The organism is Bacteroides sp. 2201st1_D9_2201SCRN_220225 (genome assembly GCF_040928965.1).
GTDB lineage: Bacteria > Bacteroidota > Bacteroidia > Bacteroidales > Bacteroidaceae > Bacteroides > Bacteroides stercoris.
The window spans coordinates 59216-79401 of sequence record NZ_JBCODG010000007.1 but is presented as its reverse complement, the minus strand read 5'-3'; the positions used below and the strand labels follow the sequence as shown (position 1 = coordinate 79401).

Sequence of the window (20186 nt, the reverse complement as noted above, 5' to 3'; positions counted from 1 at the left end):
ATCAGTCTGTTTTTAGTTCCTGTTTCCGGCGATACCAGTGATTGCCGACACGGATAACGTCCATGCCGAACCACACACCGTTCTCGTTCAGCTTGCTTTTTATCTTTTCAAGGGTCACTGGGCCGACACCCCAGATTTCCATGAGGTACGACTCGTCAAGATGAATCAGGTCCCCGATATACAATATCCCGTGGGCTTCAAGATGGCTTCGGATGGACGGCGTAATTCCCAAGCTGAATATCGGTTCCGAGAGGTAATGCACCTTTTCAGCCGGCAGGTTGTTCAGGGCTATCTCAAGCCCCTCCCTGATTCTTTTGAGGGAGTCGATGTATTTACCCATATCCCGGATGGTTTGTTCGTCGCATGATATTTCATCACGCAGCCGGGTGGCTTTCTGTACAAGCTCGGTATTGCTCCGCTTCAATTCGTCGTTAATATGCGTCATCGACCGGTTGTCCGCTTCCAGTCCGTTCTGCTGGTACTCCAATTCATTGATAAGTTCCTGTAGTCTGGCGGCATGGTCTTTCAGAACGGATTCTTTTCTGTGGTCGGCAGACATTTCTTCGAAAAGATAGCCGAACCGTTTAACCAGAAAATCAATCTCTTCTTTGTCCGAAGTGATAGAATCGGCGAGACTTTCCATTTTCCGTCGGCATGATTTACCTCTCGCACATTTGTACATCAGGACAAGTGCCGTTATCATCAGCACCAGTCCGGCAAGCATGATTAGGTCTATCGTATCCATATAAGTTATTATTTTAGTTGTTGATGGTTATAATGGGACGCACTTTATGCGCCTGCGTCTTGGGCGTTTCCTGCATGGCTCCGCTGGCTGTCGAGTAGAGCCATGCTTTGACTGTCTGCTGTCCTTCCACCTCCGTCGATGTCCAGTACCAGCACTCGTCGGCCTCGGTCGGCAGCGGGTCGCCGCCGCATTTCTCGATAATCGGATTGATGACGGTCTGTGCCGAATACAGCAGACGCATCTGTGCCACCGAGGGGATATAGGCGCTCTGTCCGTATTTCCACAAGGCAAAAACGTCTTCAGCCATCGGCGAGTCCGTTTCTTCCGTATCGTACAGGGCGAACGTGTTCTCATTCCCGTCGTATGCAGCAATGTCCGCCGACGTACCCTGCTCGATACCGAGGCTGTCGGCAAAAGCCTTCGGCGTCATGTCCCACAGATAGACGGCATAGCCGTTTCCTTCCGTTTCCCCGTCCGAATAGGTATGGAAGACGACGGCAATCGCCTGTTCCCCATAACTTTCGTACTCGCTGTACGGCACGGCTTTGCCGTCCACGCAGAGGACATGTCCGGGACGTACCGTCTTGTCGGGTTCTTCTATATGTGCGTCGCAGGCAGCCAATGCCCCGGTTATGAGGAGAGCCGGCACTACCTGGCACGTTTTTCTGATAATGTTCTGTTTCATCTTTCCCTTATTTTATAGGTAGTTTAATACCGAGGGCAACCCCTGTACGCAGCACATCGGCCCCCTTTATCATCACGTCTCCCTTGACTTGCCAGAAAAACGTCCAGCCCGACCGCAGCACGTAGTTGTGTTCGTAGCCGAAGTGTAGTCCGGCAAGGAATTTATTCGTGTCGCTTCCGCCCGAAGCTCCGATACGGAGACTTCCGTAATGGTTGCGCCCTCTCGTGACACAAGGCTTGTAAGCCACGCCGAAACCGTAGGTGCGGTAGTTCCGCCAGAAGGATTCCGGGCAGACATGCTTGCATGATTCGCACTCCGCCCATTGCAGGTAGCCGTTTGCGAAGAACTCCCACGCATGGCGGTAGTTCATCTCGTGTTCGTAGGCAAGCGTCACGTCCAGTCCGTTCTTGTACAGCAGCCCCGCACCGAGCGAGAGGCGGCCGCTGCCTCGCTGTGCATACGCTCCTACGGCGAGGCATATGCAGGCAATCGTCAGGATAATCGTCTTTCTCATCGTCATTCCTCCTCCAACAATGACGCGCTGAACGAATCGGCCGACAGCACGTCTTCATAGTCGATATTCAGGCTGATGTTACGCCCGCTGATCTGTTTCTCCGTCATCTCGATGGTCAGCACCTTGTCGTTCGGGAACGTCATTTTCCTGACCACAACCACATTCCGGTAGCCGTGCCGGAACGTCTTGCCCGCCTCCAGCACCAGTGCCGGGGTCAGTTCGATGACCTGTGCGTTGGTCGCCTTGGCCAGTTTCTTATCTGCCAGCTTCACCCGTATCTCGTCGATGTCGAAGCGGATGTTCGTCCGGTTCTCTATCGAGAAGTCGATGAAGAAATACTCGCCCACGGAGTAGATGTTGTTCAGCCGCATGGTCATGCGGTGCGCCTTGGTAGCGACGTTGCGGATCTTCGCGGGCGAGTTCCAGATACGCCGGGCGAAGCGTGTCATCTCCACGGTGGACATCGAGACCGCCGGATTGTGGTAGGCGTTCCGTTCCTGCAACTGGATTTCCTTGTCTGTTACCGCCTCCCGCACCCGTGTGGTGTAGAGCAGCGCATACTGCGTGCGGTAGCGTTCCGTTACGATAGTCACGATGGCCAGCACCTCGCCGTCTTCGTGTCCGCCCTCTTTCGGTTTCAGGCGGACGATGTTGTCTATCGGTTGGTCGCCGACAACCTTATCGGTGGAGATGTCCACAAAGCGTACCGGTTCCGAGGCCGTGATGACCGTCGTTACCTGTTCATTCACCGTCAGTCGCTCCATTTCCTCATAAGTCGTTTGCGCCTTTGCTTCCGGCAAAATGAAAATGCCTATCAGAAGCATAATGCCAAGTAGATTCTTTTTCATTGAAGTTCAGAATTATAATTAATACATGATTGTCTTATTCTCCTGCAGACTGGCATCCGTCCGTTTCAGGCAAGTCTTCCTGCATACGGCTCGGCGACTTGTCCGCAATATACATCTGCTCGAATATGATGGGCTTCGGAAGTATCCTATGACAGAAGTAACTGCTGTTGAACGGCACGTTTTTCCCTTCCCCGAACTGAATGCGTTTGTCGAACATAAGCAATTCCAGCTCGGTATTCAGGAAAAGCCGGCATGGTGCTACGTTGTTCAACCAGTAGTTCGACATCAGTAAAGCGAACGGTTTTCCGAATTTCAGGCAACGGTCGAAAACGTCCACTTTCCGGCTGAAAGGGGGATTGGACACGAGCACGTCCCATTGAGGTGGCTCGTATTCGAAGAAATCCTGTCCCTTACAGATATGTGAGTACACGACCTCGAATCCGGCAGCCTTGAATTTCAGCACAAATTCGCTATGCTCTGTATCGAACGGACACCAGATGATTTTGTTTTCGGGTATATACTTGATGATGGGTAGCACGCCATACCCCGGCGTGTATTTTTCGTCCGTTGGATTTCTATATAGCTCTTTTAAGTAATTTGAAGGTTTCATAAGCGTATGATTGATAGGGTTATATTCAATCTATTTTTCCCTTTTCCTCTTTCGTCTCGTTCCTGCGTTCCAGTTCCTCCCGAATCCGTCGCTCGGCAATCTCGCAGTACTCCTGCTCGATTTCAAATCCGATGTAGTGCCGTCCCGAACGGATGGCCGCCACGGCGGTTGTCCCCGAACCGATACAGTTATCCAGTACGACATCACCCTCGTCGGTGTAGGTCCGTATCAAGTATTCTATCAATGCCACCGGCTTCTGTGTCGGATGGTAGAACATTCCCGTCCGAAATTCTTTGGGCATATAGATGACCGATGTAGGATATTTCCAATCAGAGATACGCGAGGGCGTAGGTTTCATTGCGCCATAACAGCGGTTCGTCATTCGTTTGAACATTCCACGGGGATGGTTCTTTTGACCGGGTTTGTAACTCATTTGCGGATGATATACCGGTTGTTTCTTATAGAATACCAGAATATCCTCGTGCTGTCGCAAGGGCATACGGTTGGCATTGAGATGCCCCGTCACCCGATCTTTCTGCCACACGAGGTTGTACCGCCACATTTTGGACTGGGATAACATGAGCCTGGCGGAAAAGAGGCCCTGTCCGAACAGGATAATGGGGCTGTCCAGTTTGGTGATCCTCCGGTATTGTTCCCACAGGGACTCCAGCGGAATGGTGTTGTCCCATTTCACGTGTTTGTTCTGGCGGTTCAGTACCCCATAGGGCAGGTCGGCTATCACCGCATCGACGCTGCCGTTCGCCATCAGGCTCATTCCTTTTAAACATTCCATGTGGTATATCTTGTCTGTTTCTATCATGGCTTTACCTTTTTTCCCGTCCGTTCACCAGATACACGAACGTCCCGTATTTCAGCTTCACCTTGTTCTTCTTGATAGCCTTGCTGATGGCGTTGCTCGTCTTCTGATAGGCATTGTTCACCGCCTGCATACCCCATTGGGCGAGGCTGTTCCCGTAACTTCCCGTATTCATGCTCATGCTGCCCGACATGGCGCTGCTCGCCACGTCCTTGCTCGTCTCGCGGAATTGGCTGATGGGCACGTAAAGTCCTTCCAGTCCGTCCGTATCGTAGATTGACAGGCTGACCTTGACCAGTTCGTCCTCCACCAATATGCTGTTGATATTTCCTTTTACACGTCCGGATGAGAAACCGCTGACCGTGGCATACAGGTAAGTACCACGCCTGACCACGCTCTCGTTGATCTCGATGTCGTCCAGCAGGCGCAGCCGCACACGCGACCCGTCCACAGCTTTGATATCTTCATCGATGATCGCCTTGATAAGTTTCGGTTCCCGTGCGTCTTTCGCCAGTGTGTTGAAGTAGTCCGAGGTCGTCTTTACCTTCTTCACCACTTCGCTCGCCTTGTCTGTCTCGGAAGGAGCTTTGACCGAACGGCTCTCCTCGTCGATGGTTCCCTTGGCCTGCACTATCGTGTCCGGTGGAGCCGCTGTTGCGGTGCTGTCCGTTTCGGACGGCATGACCTCCCGTTGTCCTCTCAACCTCGCTTCGGCGAGTGCTTTTTCCAGTTCTGCGAGAGCCTCCTGTTCCCGCCTTTTGGCGTCGGCCGTTTCCGCTGCCAGATCTTTCTCCTTTTCCTGCCGGTCAAGCAGGGCGATGTCCTCTTCGGTGTATTGTGATTCATATTCCTCTTGGTTATTGTCCGCTTCGTCCCGCTCTATGTTGTCCACGGCGGAATAATCCTGTATCTTGCCCCACGATTTGGCCATGTTCTCGTACTTGCTGCCGATACCGTCGCCGCCCTTGATTTGGGCGTCCGGCAGTTCGGGATTCAGGAACTCGGTCGTCTGGAGCGTCTTGTCCTGTACCTCTGCCTTCTCGGTATGGAACAGGTCGAAAAAGAAGTACGACGTGCCGAGAAGGGGAATATAGAGGATAGCCGGAAGCATATACTTCGGCTGCCTGAAATTGATTCTCTTGAAGATATTGTCCATTGTTTCCCTTTAATTGAGTTGCACATACTTGCTTATAGTTCTCTCGAACGGCATATTCAGAAACCTGCCGCTCTATTCCGGCCTTTCCGTACCGCTTTCCTTCGTATCGAATCTTCGTACATGCGGTGCGGAAAGCATCTTATGCCGTTCCCGGAGCACGGAATCCTGCATCTCTGTGGCCGTCCGGCGGGTCGGATGATGGCGGTACACCACCGTCAGGCGGTAAATATTCCATGTCAGCCCGCAAATGGCGAAGCCGAATACGATGACGAGAAACAGCGTCCGGTGCATGTTGGCGAAGCCCTGCACCTTGGCCGCTGCCTTGTCGATGCGTGTCGCTTTGGCGAAGCGTCGTCCGGCGTCCACGTCGCGTTCGTAGCGTTCCTTGTACTTCGGGTCGTTCCTGTCCGGCATCTTCTCGCCGAACAGCATACGTCTGAATCCTTTGATATTCATAGGGCTGATGGTGTTAATAGTTGCTTTTCGTCTTTTGCTCGATGTCCTTGTTCAGCAGTGTGCGCCAGTTCACGATGAGCAGCCCGTGCGGGTTGTTCTCCGTCCGGGGTACACGCTTGAGCTGTCCCGCCGTAACCAGTTCGCGCATCAGGATATTGCTGCGCCGTTCGATACGCTGCCTCCCGTAGTAGGTAAACTCCATCTTCTCCTTGTTGAAGGCGATACTGTCGCAGAAAATCGAAAAGACGGCACTCGTTCCCAAGATGTTCGAGTAGAAGCCTTTTTCCTTGAGCGTGTTGTACTGTGCCAAGCCCGTTTCGTCCACCAGGTACATCGCTTTCTCCATCGTATAGCGGATGTACTTGTCATCGGGAGCGAGGGTAAAGAAGTAGTGGTGGACTTTCTTTATATTATTGCTAAATATCTGAAATACAAATAATAAAAGCAGTACAACAATACAAGAGTAACAAAATAGCCACGTAAAGAGTAATTTATAAGAATTAAAAAGAACACACTCTCTGTGTGAGTTACATTCGTTCAGAATAAAAGCATATCAATATTTGGTTTATATATAAATTTTGCCACAGACAAAAAGAAAACCATTATAATTAAGAAGATTATCGCCGAATTTATCTAATTTTGTAGCCGGATTGAGACATCTCTTTCCAAGACATACGAAAAGAAGAAGAAGCGTTATGCTTATCTTGTGATTTGGAAACGTAGGAAACTTTCAAATTTAGCACAAGGAAGGCATAGTGGTTCTCACGCTATAGCGTGGGCTGCTATTACCATATCCGTGCTAAAGGTTTTTCCTACGACCTCCAAATCAGAATGTGGTAGCACTGCAGTTCCACGCTTCGGTGTTTAATAATAAGAGGTCTTCGAGGGGCTGGAAGACGGAGGGTCAGTTATGGCAACAATACAATTTCCAGTCATAGAGCTTGAAAATAGCAAATTTCAAGTATCAGTGGATTTAGCCTTGTACTCTAAAGACGTGATTACAGCGGCTATCTATAAGTTTTCACATTTGTTTTATATTCATCAGCAAATAGATGGGAATAACCCCAATATCGTGATAGTCATCTTTGAATCCAAAGATGGTAACATTCTAACCGTGGATATACCCAAACAGTTTTGCAATGAGTTGATAGACCAACAACTTCGACATAATGTCAATGAGCAATTTGGTCATATTCGAGATATGATTGTAGAAGAAGCATTTAGACCTGTAAACTCAAAATGACTATGAACTATCAATTATTACCATTTCGTTTTGAGCGGTTTAATGAAGATGAGTATCTCCTTACAAATGAAGTAGGAGAATATATCTTTCTGCAAAACGAAGATTTTCATCGCTTTGTGAATGGAGAGTTGGACATACATAGTGAATTGTTTTATGACATTGAATCGAAACAAATCGCTACGACAGACAAGGTGGAAGATGTAGTCTCAATGCTTGCCACAAAATTTCGTACGAAGAAAAGCATACTTCGTGATTTTACCTCTTTGCATATGGTAGTTCCAACATTACGCTGCAATTCCAGTTGCATCTATTGTCAGGTTGCGCGAAAAAACAGGGATGACCATTCTGCCGATATGACAAAACAGACTGCTAAGAATGTGGTCAAAACAATCTTCCAGTCACCTTCACCATGTATCAAGATAGAGTTTCAAGGCGGAGACCCTTCAACTGACTTTGATATGGTGAAATACATCATAGAAGAAGCCGAATGGCAAAATCTTTTCAAGAAGAAAGAATTGGATTTTGTTATTTGTACCAATCTGACTTTGTTGAATGAAAAGATGGTGAGGTACTTGAAGAAACACAACTGTATGATTTCAACCTCGCTGGATGGTCCAAAAGATTTGCACGACACTAACCGTCCATTGCAGGATAAAGCGTTAGACCATCATGCTATATTTGAAAAGAACCTTGCGATGATACGCAAAATATGGGGAAACAATGATTGTGCGTCTGCGCTTATGACAACCTCAAAATATAGTTTGGGACGTTTTAAGGATATTATTGACGAATATATCCGTTTAGGTTTCAACAGTATATTCTTGCGGTCTCTGAATCCATACGGATTTGCAAAGCAATACAAGGAAAAGATAGCTTACCCCATAGAAGATTTCATAGAGAACTACAAAGAAGGACTTGACTATATCATAGAATTGAATAAGAAAGGAACTTTCTTTGTAGAGGGATTTGCCGCTCTGCTCTTAAGAAGGATGCTCACGCCTTTTGCCACAGGTTTTGTCGATTTGCAATCTCCTGCAGGCGTTGGCATTGCAGGAGTTATCTATGATTATGACGGAAGTGTATATGTGTCTGACGAGGCCCGAATGATGGCACGTTTCAAGAACTATTATTTTAGGTTGGGCAACGTGAATGAAAACAGCTATCAGGAAATGTTCAACGGAGAGCTTTTACATCACATTATTTCTTCAGCTTGCACTGAATGTTTGCCAGCCTGTGCTGATTGCGTGTTCCAACCTTATTGTGGGGCTGATCCTGTACGCAACATGTCCGAACAAGGGGATATGGTAGGTTTCAGACCTACCAATGAAATGTGCAAAAAGACAAAATCCATCATACACTATTTGTTTGAATTGTTGCACAAACACGACCCGGAGATAAACAAAATTTTTTGGTCTTGGTTAAATTGAACAGTTATGAAGCAGATTAAAGGAAAGCCGGTTAATATAGAAGAAGACATTGTTGGGCGAGTAACTTTCGGCAAAAATATGTTTCAGCGTTCCAACGAAATATGGGTTAATAAAGACGCATCAATTCCTGCGTTTGGATATGTTGCGACAATTACGACAAAGGAAACCATTACAGATAATGGGAAGCCTTATTGTGTGGTTAATGACATAACCGATTTTCACGAGGGAGATATCGTCGTTATCAATAAGCAGGGAGAGATAATCTTTGTGTATGAAATTGAATCCAATCATAATGCAATTATGGCGACTGAACGTTGCAACCATCGTTGTATAATGTGTCCACAACCACCGATACTGCAAGAAAAGGACAAAACGCCATTCAATCTGAAACTGATTTCTTTGTTTGATAAACACACTCAAGAAATAGGTATAACTGGCGGAGAGCCTACGCTTATTGGAGACAATTTATTTGTCTTAATAAACCATATAAAGAAAGAGCTTCCTAAAACAGCTATCAGTATTCTTTCAAATGGAGTTAAGTTTGCTGATAAGGAATATGCAATGAAACTGGCAAAATGCCGACACCATGATTTGCAGATTGATATTCCGCTTTTCTCAGATATTGCAGAAGAACATAATCGTATTGTTGGCGCAAAAACATTTTATAAGACCGTTCAAGGATTATATAACCTTGCTTTGTTCCACCAAAGGATAGGAATTAGAATAGTCGTTCATAAGCAAACCTATAAACGATTGCCTCAGTTTGCAGATTACATTTACCATAACTTTCCTTTCGTTGCACAGGTTGCTTTTATGCAGATGGAAACAACCGGATTGGCAAAAGAAAATTTCGACCAACTTTGGATAGACCCTTATGACTATAATACGGAATTAAGGGAAGCGGTTTTGTTACTTGCAGACAGAGGAATGAAACCTTATATCTATAATGCGCAGTTATGCGTTTTACCCGAAGACATCAGACGTTACGCTCAGCAATCTATTTCGGACTGGAAGGATATTTATATTCCGGAATGTGAAGGATGTGTATTGAGAGGTCAATGTGGAGGATTCTTTGAATCCAATAGAAATGCACATAGTTCCCATATTAAAAAAGTAAAGCATATATCATCCGATATATTGTGTTAGTTAACTGATTGTCAAACTTTAAAAGAAGGAGGTATCAATGAAGAAACTCTTGTTCTTTGCGGTCTCTGCAATTCTTGCAGGAGCGAGCTACTGTACTTCTGTTGGAGAAAAGATTGTCGCCAAAGTGACAAACAGCGACACTCAAATCGAACAACAGCAAGAACAGACATTGGTGTTGGAACAGTCTTCTGCCGAGTTTAATCTGCTCGCAAGTCACAGTTCCCACAGCTCACATAGCTCTCACAGTTCGCATCGTTCGCATAGTTCTCACTATTCGAGCAGATGAGTTGTGAGCTAAATGATTTTCGGTGCGCCTGATTTTATATCGGGCGCACTTTTTGAAACTTAAAAATATAATGTAGTTATGAAAGTCGTTGTGGTTCTGCCAGCTTATAATTGTGCGAAATCTCTAAAAAAGACAATATCAGAAATACCTAATGAGATTGTTGATGAAATTGTCTTGGTAGATGATTTTAGTTCTGATGATACATTGAAAATAGCTAAAGAATGTCGTATTGAGCATATCGTAAAGCACAACAAAAATCTTGGATATGGTGCCAACCAAAAGACATGTTATGATAAAGCGCTGGAATTAAATGCAGACATCGTAATAATGCTGCACCCCGATTATCAGTATGACCCGCGTTTGATAACTTCACTTATTAGAAAAATCGAACAAGGAGCGGACATTGTTCTTGCATCTCGCATGATGAAGGGTTTTGAAGCTGTAAGAAATGGTATGCCACTATATAAGTATTACTGCAATAGAATACTCACAAAATTTCAAAATTTCTGTTTTCAGAAACATTTGTCAGAATATCATACAGGTTATAGGGCATACAGAAAGAATGTATTAGTCTCAATTAAGTATCATGATTTCTCTAATGATTTCATATTTGACAATCAGATTATTATAGCGGCCTTTTCTAAAGGATATGAAATACAAGAAATATATTGTCCTGCGAGATATGACAACCTTTCATCGTCAATAAAACTTTTACGTTCTACAAAATACGGATTCCAAATAGTATATTATACAATAAACAAATAGACATATTAAAGATGAAAATAAAATCCAAATAAGTACAAGTAAATAGGCTTTATATCAGATATTTATAAAGAAATCGTTTCTTTCAGTTGTTTTCATTATTTTCTGTTAATTAGTTCTTTTTGGGTACATTTTTGTTCCTTGTTTGTTTCTTGATTTCGGTTTTAATTCGTACATTTGCATACGAAAAAGAACGAATGAAAGAATACGATTATGCCACGAATAAAGAAGCCTAAAAAAGTAAAAGAACCCATCCGTCTTCGGATGAAGGATTTGTCCGATGGCAGCAAAAGTCTGTATCTGGATATATACCGCAATGGCAAGCGGACATACGAGTACCTGAAGCTGTATCTTATCCCGGGAACGGACAACAATACCCGTCGGCAAAATGAAATAACAATGGCCGCTGCGAATGCCATCAAGTCGAAACGCATTATCGAACTGACCAGCGGCGAAGCCGGTATCGTGAATCATACAGATAAGGTTTATCTGCTGGACTGGATGCAAACCTATTTGGAGTACCAAGAGAAACGCGACAAGAAAGGCATCGGTCAAATCAAGGCCGTTACCCATATCCTGAAAGAATATGCAGGGGAAAGGTTTTTGTTGGATCGGGTTGACCTCGCTTTTTGCCAAGGCTATATCGACTACATGCTGACGACCTTCCGCCCCAAAGGAAAGCCGATAGCAGCATCTACACGCAATACCTATTATCAGATATTCAACGGTGCCCTGAACGCTGCCGTCCGGGCTAAACGGTTGTTGAGAAATCCATTTAATGAAATGGAAAAATCGGAGAAGCCCAAAATGCCGGAGAGCGTGCGGTCCTATATGACCATCGAAGAGGTACGGGCGTTGATTGCCACTCCGGTACAGGATGGGAGGGTTAAAAACGCCTATCTGTTTTCCTGCTTCTGCGGACTGCGCATCAGTGATATTGTCGGCCTGAAATGGAAGAATGTCTTTGTTGATAACGGCCAATACCGTCTGGCGGTGGCTATGCAGAAGACCAAAGAACCGATCTACCTGCCACTCTCCAACGAGGCGTTGAAGTGGATGCCGGAGCGTGAGGACAAGGCGGCGGATGACCATGTGTTCAGCTTGCCTTCAAACATCAACCAGTATCTCAAGCCGTGGGCCGAAGCGGCCGGAATCACCAAACGTTTTACTTTTCACACAGCCCGGCACACATTCGCGACCATGATGCTGACGCTCGGTGCGGATCTCTATACCGTATCGAAGCTGCTTGGTCATACCTCCGTGAGAATGACACAGGTGTACGCCAAAATCATCAACCAGAAAAAAGACGAAGCAGTCAATTTGGTCAACGGGCTATTCGACTGATGTAGTTATACATGTCAAATTCAATTTACAGGTAAATATTTCCGGCTTTTCTCCGACTTTTCAAATAGTCGAAGTAATGCCACTATTATAATAAGTATAAACCCATAAAAACAATTCGACATGAAAGGACAAAACAACAGGTCCTCTCTTTTTTTGAAGGGAGACCACATCTGCACCACTTCGCTACGGAACAGGATGTAGCGGAAGAATTTTACGAGTTGCTCTCCGAAGCGAGGGAGCTTTATCTTCAAGACGTCATGGCAGGCGGCAAACGGTATGGCCGCTATGTGGATGACTTTATAAACAGTCACCGGTACATCGACTGCAACAGTGCGGTTTGCAGGAATTGCCATGAAATGAACATCCATATCATCAGAGGGCTGTTGATCGATTGCACAAGTCTCGTCAAAAGCCTCTTTACCGCAGAAACATTTTCTTTCGAGGAGTGCATGGCCTTGAAACGAAAGTATGACATTGCCGGAGTATGGTTCGGCTCTTCACGTATAGAAGATTCCAGAAACGATCCACCTCTCTCCTTCGGTTGTAATTTTTCCCGTGAACAGATGACAGGTATTGTGGCTTGCGCCAACGCTTATCATCTGTTTTGCGTTTCCACACTCCGCATTGAGGACATGGAAGCGCTTTTTGCCTGCAAGAAGGACTTCTGCATACGTGTGAACAATATCCGCCATGTGGCGGTCCTGTTCGACGCGTTGCTCGAAAACACCTTCATCCTGCCTCACTGGCAGTCGGTTCTCGACAAGGGGCGGTTCCTGTTGTCCAAAGACGGCACAAGATACGTTACCGCTTCAAGCCTCTCGTCCGCCCTGTCTGCGGCGAGGAACAACATTACATCGGCAAACCTCGGCATACGAAAAGCCGTCAGCCGGCTGAAAATATGACACGAAGTGCCAAAAAGCCAAGTATGTGAAAGATAAAACAGTGACAGTTGCCGTGATACGTGCATAGTATCACGCCGGTATTTCCGGCTGTCCGGTTCACATCACATAACTTTGACCTCCGTTAGCGCGCTGCATAACGGAGGTAACTCTCCATTGTCTAATTTTAACATGTATTTATGCAAAACAGAACAACATTTATGGAGCGGTTGAGCGAACGGCTGACCGCCATAGAAGCGGTTCTCAAGAAGTTGGAACCGGTGGAAGGTCTGTTGGAGCGTGTGGCTTTGCTGGAAAATACCATTTACACGACCAAGAAGGTCTTCACTTTTCAAGAGGCGTGCATGTATATCGGCGTGTCCGAAAGTATGTTGTACAAACTCACATCGAACAAGGAAATCCCGCACTACAAGCCTCGCGGCAAGATGCTTTACTTTGCGAAGGAAGAGCTGGACGCGTGGCTCTTGCAAAACTACGAACCTACGGTGGACGATGCCATGCGTATGGCGACGGAAGTGTCCGCAACCCAACCGTTCTTTAACCAGAAGCGCTATGGAAAACGAAAAAAGAACTGACCGTAACTCGTGGGCGGAGCTGGACGAGAACCGCCTGTCGGATATCCTCACGGCGTCGCAAATAAAGGCCACGGACACCTACGAGACTCCGCCCCAGATTATATGGATTGACAACTCCACCATAGCGACGCTCGGTAATTTCAGCGCTTCGACGGGTAAGGCGAAAGCGAAAAAGACGTTCAACGTCTCGGCCATCGTCGCCGCGTCGCTGGCGGGCCGGCAGGTCTTGAACTACCGGGCGCACCTGCCCGAAGGCAAACGTAGGATCTTGTACGTGGACACTGAACAGAGCCGTTTCCATTGCCACAACGTATTGGAACGCATTCTCCGCCTGGCAGGGCTGCCCACCACGACAGACAACGAGAATCTCGATTTCATTTGCCTGCGGGAATACACTCCTGCCGTCCGTATCGGGGTTATCGACTATGCCCTGCGTCAGAACAAGGGGTATGGGCTGGTCATCATAGACGGCATCCGAGACCTGATGCTTGACATCAACAGCACCAGCGAATCGGTGGAGGTCATCAATAAGATGATGGAGTGGTCGTCGAAATACGACCTGCATATCCATTGTGTGCTGCACCTGAACAAAGGTGACAACAATGTGCGCGGGCATATCGGTACAGAAATGAGCAATAAGGCGGAAACGGTGCTGGTCATCACCAAAAGTGCGGAGAATCCCGTTATCAGTGAAGTTCATGCGCTGCATATCCGCGAGAAGGAGTTCAAACCGTTCGCCTTTTCCGTTGATGACGAAGGGTTGCCGGTCATGGTGGATAACTATTCGTTTGACGGCAGCGTAAGACCGAAAGCCCGGAGCAGCTTCATGGATTTGTCCATCGAACAGCACCGGGAGGCACTTTCCGCCGCTTTCGGGGACAGGCCCATCAAAGGTTTCGAGAACGTGCTGCAGGCTCTCATGGCTTCCTATGAGGCTATCGGGTTCAAACGGGGACGCAGCGTCATGATAAAACTGCTGCAATACCTGACGGAAAACCTGAAGCTGATCGTCAAACGGGACAAGCTCTTTTATTACGATGTGACCCCGACCGAAGCCTTGCTTTTCGACGAAGAATGCGAGGACGCGGAAGGTGAAAAATAATTTAGTTTACTTTGGTCCGGGTATATATAGGAGAAAAACCAAAGTAAACTGTTTTTTGAAAACAAGTGAAAAGAAAATGACATGACCATAGCGGAAGCAAAACAACTGCGTATCGTGGACTATCTCGCCAGTCTCGGCTACCATCCCCAGAGTGTGACATCGAAACAATACTGGTATCTGTCACCGCTGCGCGATGAACGCACTCCGTCGTTCAAGGTCAACGACCGGCTCAACGAATGGTATGACTTTGGCGCAGCGACGGGCGGCGACCTTGTGGAACTGGGCAAATACCTGTACCGGACGAACAGCGTGAGCGAAGTGCTTGCCTGTATCGGGAGGCATGAAAATGCTGCCCCGATACAGAGAGTGCGGATTCCGGGGACAACACCCCGTCCCGTCGAAGCCGACATGAAGGACGTGCTCGTCGTGCCGTTGCAGCACCATGCGCTACTCTCGTACCTCCAATCCCGTGGAATCCACGGGGACATCGGCCGCATGTTCTGCCGGGAGGTCCATTATGAATTACGTAAACGGCGCTACTTCGCCCTTGCCTTCGGTAACGCGGCGGGCGGGTACGAGGTGCGCAATCCTTATTATAAGGGCTGTATCCGGTGTAAGGACATCTCTGTCATCAGGCATTCTCGTGATGAAACACAGAACCGGGTTTGCGTGTTCGAGGGCTTCATGGATTTTCTCTCTTACCTGACGCTGAAACAGACGGGTGATGATACGGTCTGCATCGACGCATCTTGCGATTATCTCGTGATGAACTCGGTGAACAACCTGAAAAAAGCATTGGAACACTTGCAGGTGTACGAGGAAATCCACTGTTATCTCGACAATGATCTCGCCGGGCAGAAAACGGAAGAGACCATCGCCGGCATGTATGGCGGGCGGGTACGCAACGAAGCACCCCGTTATCTCGAATACAAGGACCTGAACGATTACCTGCGCGGAAAGAAACGGTAAGGCATCATCGTTACCCTCTCCCTTGAAAGCTCTCCTTCCGGAGGGCTTTTTTTATGCTCGATTTTTCTGCTTCGATACCTCAAAGTACGAAATTAAAGTTCAATTTTAGTATTTCAAACTTATTTCTATGTAATAAAATACTGTTTGATATAAAGAGTTTTTGTTACATCAAATATAATATTTTTCTTTGCAACCGTACTTTTAAAGTTTAATCAAAGTTTAATTTCATACTTAAAAACAGATGAGTTCATACTTTATATTCGCCCTTGTACTGACGGGGCTGTACATCGTCTATTACGCGGTCAATATTACCCGTGACCTGTATGGAAAGAAGGGAACGGAGAAGACTGACGAAGAAGTTTTCGACCTCGGTCCGATGGATGCCACGGAAGAGAGTGTCGAGGTTTCGGAGAACGAGACCGGGTTCAAAATCGGAAATGAAACATACGGCACGGAGGCCGTACCTGCCGCTTCGCCTGCCGCCCAAAACGGCGACACCGGGAAAAAAGATGGAACAGCCAAGGATCGGCTCGAACGGCTGAAAGCCAAGGCAGAGGCACAGATGGAAAAAGTCGCACCCTACCTGTCCGACGGCTTTACCGACGAAGAGATGTATAAGGCAATGATTTCCAAAGGACGCTTGGACAACCGTCCCAGCCTGAAATGGAGACCTGTCAAAGATAAGCTGTAAGATGTCGAAAACGAAGAAGATACTATGTGCGCTTTGTTCCATCATCCCCTGTTCGGCTCTGGCGAAAAGCGGCAGTGTGAATTACAGTTGGGGGGCGGATGCGCTGGCGACGATGCACGACTACGTGGTAACGATGATGTTCTACGTCCAAGCTCTCTGTTGTGCTATCGCCGGGATTTGTGTGATTGTGTCCGGATTCCAGATTTACGTAAAGATAAACACGGGCGAGGACGGCATTACCAAGTCCGTCGTAACGCTTGTGGGCGCGTGCCTGTTCCTGATCGGTGCGTTCCTCGTCTTTCCTGCCTTTTTCGGCTATCGCATATAGAAACGGGATGCAGGAATGAGGTGCCGCCATAACGATTCGAAAGAACTGCAATACTTACCCTAAAATAAATAATCATGTTTCAAAAAACAAAAAGACAAATGAAAAGAATGTTTTCTGCTAAAAAGGTACAGATGCTCACACTGATGTTGCTGTGTGGCACGACGGCCGTCATGGCCCAAAACTCCGCAGGCGATTACTCCGCCGGTACGACCGCACTGGCGACCGTGACCGAGGAAATCGCCAAGTACGTCCCCATCATGGTCAAACTGTGTTACGCCATTGCCGGTGTAGTGGCTATCGTAGGCGCTATCTCGGTGTACATCGCCATGAACAACGAGGAACAGGACGTGAAGAAGAAGATTATGATGGTCGTTGGCGCATGTATTTTCTTAATCGCTGCCGCACAAGCACTTCCGATGTTCTTCGGTATCGGTGCATAAACCTCCCGCACGATGAAAGGCAAGGACGAACGCTATCCCGACTACCCGCTGTTCAAGGGCCTTCAACGGCCTTTGGAGTTCATGGGCATCCAGGGACGCTACATCTACTGGGCGGCGGGCGTTGCCGGCGGAGCCATCGTCGGCTTTATCATCGCCTACTGTCTTGTAGGTTTCGTGGCCGGATTGGTCGTGCTGGTTGCGGTCGTCTCGACGGGTATTGCGCTTATCATGCTCAAACAGCGGAAAGGGCTGCATACCAAGAAAGACGGTCGCGGAGTGTATATCTACGCCCACTCGAAGAAACTGTGAGAAGAAAAGAAAAACCATCACGGGCAACGTGTGGTCTTGTTGAATGTTGAACGCGGGCCGGCCGCCTGAAATCCGGGCGGACCGGCCTTTTTTATTGTATTTTGAAATGACCTTGTACATCATTCTACTTTTTATCGCCCTGTGTGCCGGCATGGCCCTGTCGGTCTATACGTTCGGTACCGGAGGCAAGCGTAAGCGTATCTTTCAGGACATCTATTTTTCCGTGGAAGATACGAACGGCGTGGGCGTGCTGTACACCAAGACGGGCGAATATTCAGCCATCCTGAAAATAGAGAATCCCGTGCAGAAATACTGTGCGAACATCGACAGCTACTACGAGTTCACGCACCTTTTCACCGCCCTCGCACAGACGCTCGGCGAAGGATATGCCCTGCACAAACAGGACATCTTCATCCGGAAACAGTTCGAGAACGAGACGGGGGACAAACACGAGTTCCTCTCATCGGCCTACTTCCGTTACTTCAAGGGGCGTAACTATACGGACAGCGTGTGTTACCTGACCATCACGCAGGAGGCGAAGAAGAGCCGCCTGTTCTCGTTCGACAACAAGAAGTGGCGCGACTTTCTGGTCAAGATACGCAAAGTGCATGACCAGCTGCACGATGCCGGGGTACAGGCCAGGTTCCTGAACAAAGCCGAAGCGAGCGAATACGTGGACCGCTATTTCGCCATGAACTTTAAGGACCGGGTCGTGTCGATGACCAACTTCAAGGCGGACGACGAAACGGTCTCGATGGGCGACAAACGCTGCAAGGTATATAGCCTTGTCGATGTGGACTGCGCCGCACTGCCTTCACTGATACGGCCTTACACCAATATAGAGGTCAATAACACGGATATGCCCGTGGACCTGCTGGCTGCCATCGACAACATTCCGAATGCGGAGACGGTCGTCTATAACCAGATTGTCTTCCTGCCCAATCAGAAAAGGGAACTGGCCCTGCTGGACAAAAAGAAGAACCGGCACGCCAGTATTCCCAATCCGAGCAACCAGATGGCCGTGGAGGACATCAAGCGGGTGCAGGAGGTCATCGCACGGGAAAGCAAGCAGCTCGTGTACACCCATTTCAACCTGATCGTCGCCGTACCGGCCGATACGGACCTGCAAAAATGCACGAACCACTTGGAGAATGCTTTCGGACGTATGGGTATCCATATTTCCAAAAGGGCGTACAACCAACTGGAACTGTTCGTGAACTCGTTTCCGGGCAACTGCTACGGCATGAACGAGGACTATGACCGCTTCCTGACGCTGGGTGACGCGGCGATGTGCTTGATGTATAAGGAGCACATACAGCACAGCGAGGAGACACCGCTGAAAATCTATTACACAGACCGCCAAGGCGTGCCGGTGGCTATCGACATCACGGGAAAGGAGGGGAAAAACAAGCTGACGGACAACTCGAACTTTTTCTGTCTCGGTCCTTCGGGCAGCGGCAAGAGCTTCCACATGAACTCGGTCGTGCGCCAGCTTTACGAGCAGGGCACGGACGTGGTGATGGTCGATACGGGTAACAGCTACGAGGGGCTTTGCGAGTATCTGGGCGGCAAATACATCAGCTATACGGAAGAGCGGCCTATCACGATGAACCCGTTCCGCATCAACCGGGCGGAGATGAACGTGGAGAAAACGGGCTTCCTGAAAAACCTCGTGTTGCTCATCTGGAAAGGCTCGCAGGGTACGGTCACGAAGACGGAGGACCGCCTGATAGAACAGGTCATCACGGAGTATTACGACACCTTTTTCAACGGTTTCGACGGCTTCACGCCGCTACAACGGGAGGATTTGCGTAAGGGGCTGCTCATCGACGACCGCAACCGTACCGAGAAGCGGGACGAGGACGAAAGAGAGCGTGCCGGGCGTATCGAGCGCATGATTGACGAGATGGAACGCCGCCGTAAGGAGTTGAAAGTGGAAGAGCTGTCGTTCAACTCGTTCTATGAGTTTTCCGTACAGCGCATCCCCGACATCTGTACCGAGAACCACATTTCGGGCATCGACATATCGACGTACCGTTACATGATGAAGGACTTCTACCGGGGCGGCAATCATGAAAAGACGCTGAACGAGAACATGGACAGTTCACTGTTCGATGAGACGTTCATCGTCTTCGAAATCGACAGTATAAAAGATGATCCTCTCCTGTTCCCTCTTGTCACACTGATTATCATGGACGTATTCTTACAGAAGATGCGTATCAAGAAGAACCGCAAAGTCCTGGTCATAGAGGAAGCATGGAAGGCCATTGCCAGCCCGCTGATGGCTGAATACATCAAATTCATGTACAAGACGGCCCGTAAGTTCTGGGCCTCGGTCGGTGTGGTGACACAGGAGATACAGGACATCATCGGCAGCCCCATCGTCAAGGAAGCCATCATCAACAACTCGGACGTGGTGATGCTGCTTGACCAGAGCAAGTTCCGCGAGCGGTTCGATGAAATCAAGGCTATTCTCGGACTTACCGACGTGGACTGCAAAAAGATATTCACCATCAACCGGCTGGAAAACAAGGAAGGGCGCAGCTTCTTCCGAGAGGTGTTCATCCGCCGGGGGACGACCAGCGGCGTGTACGGCGTGGAAGAACCAAGAGAATGTTACATGACCTACACCACGGAGCGGGCGGAGAAAGAAGCCCTGAAACTCTATAAACGGGAACTGCGGTGCAGTCATCAGGAAGCTATCGAGGCGTACTGCCGGGATTGGAACGCCAGCGGTATCGGGAAGTCCCTACCGTTCGCCCAAAAGGTCAACGAGGCCGGGCAGGTATTGAACCTTCATGTAAAACAATAACAATCAATTATCAATTACAGAA

The 20186-nt window shown here is 48.1% G+C and carries 23 protein-coding genes and 1 pseudogene; 15 read left to right on the top strand and 9 right to left on the bottom strand.

Annotation, left to right across the window (positions count from 1 at the left end):
* Position 1: 1 nt before the first annotated feature.
* The 9 genes and pseudogenes from AB5903_RS03710 to traK all read right to left on the bottom strand — a co-directional run.
* Positions 2-745 (bottom strand): DNA-directed RNA polymerase subunit alpha C-terminal domain-containing protein, encoded by a 744-nt coding sequence (locus AB5903_RS03710; RefSeq protein ID WP_149923620.1) that lies wholly within the window; start codon positions 743-745, stop codon positions 2-4.
* Positions 746-758: 13 nt separating this feature from the next.
* The gene (locus AB5903_RS03705; RefSeq protein WP_149923621.1) at positions 759-1430 is read right to left on the bottom strand and encodes a DUF1566 domain-containing protein; all 672 of its coding nucleotides are present in this window, start codon (positions 1428-1430) and stop codon (positions 759-761) included.
* A gap of 7 nt (positions 1431-1437) precedes the next feature.
* Entirely contained in the window at positions 1438-1950 is a 513-nt protein-coding gene (locus AB5903_RS03700) for a hypothetical protein (RefSeq protein ID WP_054350257.1), read from the bottom strand.
* A complete protein-coding gene (gene traN, locus AB5903_RS03695) occupies positions 1947-2792 on the bottom strand; it encodes a conjugative transposon protein TraN (RefSeq protein WP_054350256.1) in 846 nt (281 codons plus the stop codon). Before traN ends, AB5903_RS03700 begins: the two co-directional genes overlap by 4 nt.
* Positions 2793-2826: 34 nt before the next feature.
* The gene (locus tag AB5903_RS03690; protein ID WP_149923622.1) at positions 2827-3402 is read right to left on the bottom strand and encodes a tRNA (adenine-N(6)-)-methyltransferase; all 576 of its coding nucleotides are present in this window, start codon (positions 3400-3402) and stop codon (positions 2827-2829) included.
* 25 nt (positions 3403-3427) lie between these two features.
* The gene (locus AB5903_RS03685; RefSeq protein ID WP_149923623.1) at positions 3428-4222 is read right to left on the bottom strand and encodes a site-specific DNA-methyltransferase; all 795 of its coding nucleotides are present in this window, start codon (positions 4220-4222) and stop codon (positions 3428-3430) included.
* Between the two features lie 4 nt (positions 4223-4226).
* Positions 4227-5375, bottom strand: coding sequence for a conjugative transposon protein TraM (gene traM, locus AB5903_RS03680; protein ID WP_055171907.1), 1149 nt, complete (start codon positions 5373-5375; stop codon positions 4227-4229).
* Positions 5376-5447: 72 nt separating this feature from the next.
* Positions 5448-5831, bottom strand: coding sequence for a hypothetical protein (locus AB5903_RS03675; RefSeq protein WP_149923624.1), 384 nt, complete (start codon positions 5829-5831; stop codon positions 5448-5450).
* Positions 5832-5844: 13 nt separating this feature from the next.
* Positions 5845-6246 (bottom strand): annotated as a pseudogene (gene traK / locus AB5903_RS03670) (conjugative transposon protein TraK); the annotation flags it as partial.
* A 495-nt stretch (positions 6247-6741) separates the two neighbouring features.
* Between traK and hxsD the strand changes: the two are divergent.
* From hxsD to AB5903_RS03595, 15 genes are all read left to right on the top strand, one after another.
* The gene (gene hxsD, locus AB5903_RS03665) at positions 6742-7074 is read left to right on the top strand and encodes a His-Xaa-Ser system protein HxsD (protein WP_007843132.1); all 333 of its coding nucleotides are present in this window, start codon (positions 6742-6744) and stop codon (positions 7072-7074) included.
* Positions 7075-7076: 2 nt separating this feature from the next.
* Complete coding sequence (gene hxsB, locus AB5903_RS03660) at positions 7077-8501, top strand: His-Xaa-Ser system radical SAM maturase HxsB (RefSeq protein ID WP_007843131.1); 1425 nt, start codon at positions 7077-7079, stop codon at positions 8499-8501.
* Between the two features lie 6 nt (positions 8502-8507).
* Positions 8508-9647 (top strand): His-Xaa-Ser system radical SAM maturase HxsC, encoded by a 1140-nt coding sequence (gene hxsC / locus AB5903_RS03655; protein WP_007843130.1) that lies wholly within the window; start codon positions 8508-8510, stop codon positions 9645-9647.
* A gap of 37 nt (positions 9648-9684) precedes the next feature.
* Entirely contained in the window at positions 9685-9933 is a 249-nt protein-coding gene (gene hxsA2, locus AB5903_RS03650; RefSeq protein ID WP_007843129.1) for a His-Xaa-Ser repeat protein HxsA2, read from the top strand.
* 78 nt (positions 9934-10011) lie between these two features.
* The gene (locus AB5903_RS03645; protein WP_368117653.1) at positions 10012-10698 is read left to right on the top strand and encodes a glycosyltransferase family 2 protein; all 687 of its coding nucleotides are present in this window, start codon (positions 10012-10014) and stop codon (positions 10696-10698) included.
* 210 nt (positions 10699-10908) lie between these two features.
* Positions 10909-12039 carry a site-specific integrase gene (locus AB5903_RS03640; RefSeq protein WP_007569236.1) on the top strand — a complete coding sequence of 377 codons (1131 nt, stop codon included), beginning with the start codon at positions 10909-10911 and terminating at the stop codon, positions 12037-12039.
* A gap of 257 nt (positions 12040-12296) precedes the next feature.
* Entirely contained in the window at positions 12297-12941 is a 645-nt protein-coding gene (locus tag AB5903_RS03635; RefSeq protein WP_149923438.1) for a hypothetical protein, read from the top strand.
* Between the two features lie 197 nt (positions 12942-13138).
* Complete coding sequence (locus AB5903_RS03630) at positions 13139-13513, top strand: helix-turn-helix domain-containing protein (RefSeq protein WP_004294465.1); 375 nt, start codon at positions 13139-13141, stop codon at positions 13511-13513.
* Positions 13491-14615 (top strand): AAA family ATPase, encoded by a 1125-nt coding sequence (locus AB5903_RS03625; protein ID WP_022347367.1) that lies wholly within the window; start codon positions 13491-13493, stop codon positions 14613-14615. The genes AB5903_RS03630 and AB5903_RS03625 overlap by 23 nt, the downstream gene beginning before the upstream one ends.
* An 81-nt stretch (positions 14616-14696) precedes the next feature.
* The gene (locus AB5903_RS03620; RefSeq protein WP_149923439.1) at positions 14697-15584 is read left to right on the top strand and encodes a toprim domain-containing protein; all 888 of its coding nucleotides are present in this window, start codon (positions 14697-14699) and stop codon (positions 15582-15584) included.
* A gap of 241 nt (positions 15585-15825) precedes the next feature.
* Positions 15826-16275, top strand: coding sequence for a hypothetical protein (locus AB5903_RS03615; RefSeq protein WP_149923440.1), 450 nt, complete (start codon positions 15826-15828; stop codon positions 16273-16275).
* A gap of 1 nt (position 16276) precedes the next feature.
* Positions 16277-16603 carry a DUF4134 domain-containing protein gene (locus AB5903_RS03610; RefSeq protein ID WP_149923441.1) on the top strand — a complete coding sequence of 109 codons (327 nt, stop codon included), beginning with the start codon at positions 16277-16279 and terminating at the stop codon, positions 16601-16603.
* A 74-nt stretch (positions 16604-16677) separates the two neighbouring features.
* Positions 16678-17043, top strand: coding sequence for a DUF4134 domain-containing protein (locus tag AB5903_RS03605; RefSeq protein ID WP_149923442.1), 366 nt, complete (start codon positions 16678-16680; stop codon positions 17041-17043).
* Between the two features lie 12 nt (positions 17044-17055).
* A complete protein-coding gene (locus tag AB5903_RS03600; RefSeq protein WP_007569249.1) occupies positions 17056-17352 on the top strand; it encodes a DUF4133 domain-containing protein in 297 nt (98 codons plus the stop codon).
* Between the two features lie 106 nt (positions 17353-17458).
* On the top strand, positions 17459-20164 hold the full coding sequence (locus AB5903_RS03595; RefSeq protein WP_149927841.1) for a DUF87 domain-containing protein: 2706 nt from the start codon (positions 17459-17461) through the stop codon (positions 20162-20164).
* The last annotated feature ends 22 nt before the right edge of the window (positions 20165-20186 follow it).